This window comes from Lutibacter sp. (assembly GCF_040883305.1).
Lineage (GTDB): Bacteria > Bacteroidota > Bacteroidia > Flavobacteriales > Flavobacteriaceae > Lutibacter.
Genome location: NZ_JBFLKT010000406.1, coordinates 1 through 4,614 on the forward strand (window position 1 = coordinate 1; position 4,614 = coordinate 4,614).

The following is a 4,614-nucleotide window of genomic DNA, read 5'->3' on the forward strand; positions in this document are numbered from 1 at the left end:
AACTACTAACGGAAGCATTAACACAGAACCTCCACTAAAATACCTGTAAGGGATCTTATGAACCCCATAAATTATTAAAAACCCGAAGAACAATAGAACAACATGCTTTACCAAATGATAAGTTGTAGTACCAGAATTTGCAACGTACACTAAATTAGTACTTGCGCTATAAACTGGCATAAACGACAACAATGCCATAAAGACTACAATAGCCCAAATAGCACGATCACCTTCGATATGTTTTAATATTTTTTTCATTTACAGTTCTCTAACTGCTTGTTTAAATTGATTTCCTCTATCCTCGTAATTTTCAAATAAATCAAAGCTTGCACATGCTGGTGACAATAAAACTGCATCTCCTTTTTTAGCAATTTTATAAGCCACTTTTACGGCTTCTTCGGCTCCTGCTGTTTCAACAATTAAATCAACAACATTATTAAAAGTTTGTACTATTTTTTGATTATCCAGTCCCAAACAAATAATTGCTTTTACTTTTTCCCTAACCAGTGGCATTAAGTCTAGATAATCATTCCCTTTATCTACTCCTCCAACAATCCAAACTGTTGGAGATTTCATACTATCTAATGCATAAAATGTTGCATTTACATTGGTCGCTTTCGAATCGTTTATATATTGAACACCATTAATTTTAAGCACTGATTCTAACCTATGCTCTGCGCCTTCAAAATCTTCCAGACTTTCTCTAATTGTATCTTTTCTAACCTTTAATAACGTAGCTGTCATTGCAGCCGCCATTGCATTCTTAGTATTGTGTTTTCCTTTTAATGCTAAAGTTGTTATTCCCATTATTATATCTTCGGTTTTATATTTTATTTGTATGTTATTATCTTTAAAAAAAACACCTTGTTCTAATTCATTTTCTAATGAAAAAGGAAGCAATGTTGCTTTTGTCTTATTATTTTTTAACCAGTTTACTATAACTGGATCATCTGCATCATATATTAAAAAATCGGTTTCTTTTTGATTTTCTGTAATTCTAAATTTTGAATTGATATAGTTTTCAAACTTATAATCGTACCTATCTAAATGATCTGGTGTAATATTTGTAATTATTGCAATATGTGGTGCAAAATTTACAATACCATCCAATTGAAAACTGCTTAGTTCCAAAACATGAATATCAAAGTTGTTTGCGGCAACTTGCTGTGCAAAACTCGCTCCAATATTTCCACCCATTCCCACATTTATATGTGCCTTTTTCAAAATATGATTTACCAAAAGTGTTGTTGTGGTTTTGCCATTTGAACCTGTAATACCCACAATAATTCCCTTGGTATATTTTGAAGCGAATTCAATTTCGGAAATCACAGGAATACTCCTATCGTTCAATTCTTGAATTATTGCAACATTATCTGGAATTCCAGGGCTTTTCATTACAACATCAGCTTCAAAAATTATATTTTCTGAATGTTTTCCTTCTTCAAAAGGAATTTCATTATGTAAAAGAACTTCTTTATACTTTTTTGCTATTTCTCCTTTATCGGAAACAAAAACGTCAAACCCTTTTTGTTTTCCCAGAATAGCTGTTCCCACTCCACTCTCACCTGCGCCAAGAACCACTAATTTCATTTATCGCAACTTTAATGTTACTATTGTTAACACCGCCAGCATAATACCTACAATCCAAAAACGTGTTACAATTTTACTCTCGTGATAACCAGATTTTTGATAATGATGGTGTAATGGTGACATTTTAAATATGCGCCTTCCTTCTCCATATTTTTTCTTTGTGTATTTGAAAAATCCAACTTGCAATACAACAGATAAATTTTCAACCAAAAAGATGCCAGCTAAAATCGGGATTAACAATTCTTTACGAACTGAGATTGCCAAAACAGCTATAATTCCACCAATTGTTAAACTTCCTGTATCTCCCATAAAAACTTGAGCTGGATAGGTATTGTACCATAAAAAACCGACTAAAGCACCAACAAAAGCAGCAATAAAAATGGTCATTTCGCCCGAATTTGGAATGTACATTACATCTAAATAATCTGCAAAAATGATGTTTCCAGAAACCCATGCAAAAATCCCTAAGGTTAATACAATTATAGCCGAAGAACCAGCAGCCAAACCATCTATACCATCTGTCAGGTTTGCTCCGTTTGAAACTGCTGTTATAATAAATATTACAATTGGAATAAAAATTATCCAGGCATAATCTCTTAATCCATCCCCGAATAAATCTAATAAGGCCGCATAATCTAATTCGTTATTTTTTAGAAACGGAATTGTTGTTTTCGTCGATTTTTGTGCATCAGCAAATAGAACTGGGATTCCTTCTTCTGTTTCGTATTGAAATTTTTGAGGTAATTTTTCTTTCATTGTGACATCTGGATGGAAATACAACATTACACCTACAAAAATTCCCAGCGTAATTTGACCAAGAACTTTAAATCTTCCTTTTAAACCATCTTTGTTTTTTCTGAAGATTTTAATATAATCATCAATAAAACCAATAGTTCCCATCCAAATTGTAGTAACTATCAAAATTATTATATAAACATTATCTATTTTCGAGAATAGCAGCACTGGAATTAAGGTTGCAAGAATAATTATAATTCCGCCCATAGTTGGCGTACCAGCTTTTTCTACTTGACCTACCAATCCTAAATCTCTAACTGATTCTCCAACTTGTTTACGTTGTAAATAATTTATAATTTGTTTTCCATAAATTGTAGAAAACATAAGCGAAACAATAAAAGCCATTGCAGAACGAAACGAAATATACTGAAACAACCCTGCTCCAGCCAAATCGTAATATGTATCTAAATATTCAAATAAATAGTATAGCATTGTTTTAGTTTTCTATAGCTTTTAATAATTGTGATATTTTTTCGTAATCATCAAAATGTGAGCGTTTCCCTTTCACTTCCTGATACGTTTCATGTCCTTTTCCTGCAATTAAAATAATATCTCCTTTTTTTGCCAGTTTTGTTGCTGTTTTAATAGCCTGTTCTCTATCTAAAACCGATAGTGTTTTTTTATAATTCTGCGGATCTACACCTGCTTCAATTTCATTTATGATTGTTTGCGGATCTTCATTTCTAGGATTATCTGACGTAAATATTACCTGCGTACTTAATTGAGATGCTATACGCCCCATAACAGGACGTTTAGCTTTATCTCGATTGCCACCGCATCCCACAACGGTAATAACTTGTTCGTTTCCAGTCCGTATATCGTTAATAGTTTCCAACACATTTTTTAATGCATCGGGAGTGTGTGCATAATCAATTATTGCTGTAATTTCTTCAGTAGAACTAAAATGTTGAAACCTTCCTGTTACATTTTCTAATTCACTAATTAAGGTTAAAGCTTCAGTAGATTCCAAACCTAATAATTGTGAAACTCCATAAACCGCAACTAAATTATAGGCGTTAAAACTTCCAATTAATTTTGTCCAAACTTCATTATTATTTATTGCTAAAAACAATCCAGTAAACTGATTTTCTAAAATTCTGGCCTTATAATCTGCCATTGTTTTTAAGGCAAACGTATATTTTTTTGCTGCTGTATTTTGAAGCATTACCGACGCGTTTTTATCATCAATATTCACCAATGAAAAAGCCGTTTTTGGTAAATTGTCAAAAAATGATTTTTTTACATCTCTGTACTCTTTAAATGTTGCATGATAATCTAAATGATCGTGTGTTAAGTTGGTAAAAACGCCCCCTTCAAAATGTAGCCCTGCTGTTCTTTTTTGATGAATTCCATGAGAACTCACTTCCATAAAACAGAAATCTACACCAACTTCCACCATTATATTTAAATAACTATTAATTGCAAGAGAATCTGGTGTTGTATGTGTCGCATCAAACTGCTGATTGTCAACAAAAATAGTAACGGTAGATAATAAACCCGTTTTAAAACCTGCTTTTTGAAATAACTCGTATAATAAAGTAGCAATGGTTGTTTTACCATTGGTTCCAGTTATTCCAATTAATTTTAATTTTGAAGACGGATTGTCATAAAAATTAGCAGCCATTATTGCTAAAGCTTCATTAGAATCTTCAACTTTAATATAAGTAATATTAGCAACAAAATCTGTTGGAAATTCTTCACAAACTATAACTTTTGCTCCAAATTCAATTGCGGTATTTATAAATTTATGTCCATCAAAAATCAACCCTTTTTGGGCAACAAATAAATCGTTTGGTTGAATTTTTCGTGAATCAAATTGTATGGTATTAATTAACACTTCAGTACTTCCCTGAACTGCATTAATATTAACTTTATACAATATGTCTTTAACTACTTTCAACTAAGATAATTTTATTTTGATTGTTGCTCCTTTTATTAATTTTTCACCTTCATTAAGCGATTGCGCTACTACTTTTCCATTTCCAGAAAAATTTACTTTTAACCCTAAATTTTCAAGTAAAGAAATGGCGTCCATAGCCGCCATTCCTTTTACATTCGGGATTGAATTAAATTCCTTATTAGCTATGGCATAATATTTTTCGAAATTATTTTTAACACTCTCAAAATCAGGTGTTTTATTCTCAATTTCGTTAATTATATGATTTGTGGTATAAATTTTCTGAGCAATATCTTTAAAAACCGGCCCCGAAACATCTGCACCATAAAAAC

At 31.7% G+C, this 4,614-nt stretch carries 4 protein-coding genes and 1 pseudogene; all 5 read right to left on the minus strand.

Features of this window, described 5'->3' with window-relative positions; translation table 11 throughout:
• A pseudogene (locus AB1Z17_RS13175) lies at nucleotides 1–258 on the minus strand (cell division protein FtsW); the annotation flags it as partial.
• Complete coding sequence (gene murD / locus AB1Z17_RS13180) at nucleotides 259–1,590, minus strand: UDP-N-acetylmuramoyl-L-alanine--D-glutamate ligase (RefSeq protein WP_368052234.1); 1,332 nt, start codon at nucleotides 1,588–1,590, stop codon at nucleotides 259–261. It abuts the pseudogene before it with no gap.
• Nucleotides 1,591–2,817 (minus strand): phospho-N-acetylmuramoyl-pentapeptide-transferase, encoded by a 1,227-nt coding sequence (gene mraY, locus AB1Z17_RS13185; protein ID WP_368052235.1) that lies wholly within the window; start codon nucleotides 2,815–2,817, stop codon nucleotides 1,591–1,593.
• 4 nt (nucleotides 2,818–2,821) lie between these two features.
• The gene (locus tag AB1Z17_RS13190) at nucleotides 2,822–4,285 is read right to left on the minus strand and encodes a UDP-N-acetylmuramoyl-L-alanyl-D-glutamate--2,6-diaminopimelate ligase (protein ID WP_368052236.1); all 1,464 of its coding nucleotides are present in this window, start codon (nucleotides 4,283–4,285) and stop codon (nucleotides 2,822–2,824) included.
• The coding region (locus AB1Z17_RS13195; RefSeq protein WP_368052237.1) for a PASTA domain-containing protein at nucleotides 4,286–4,614 on the minus strand (329 nt) is incomplete at its 5' end.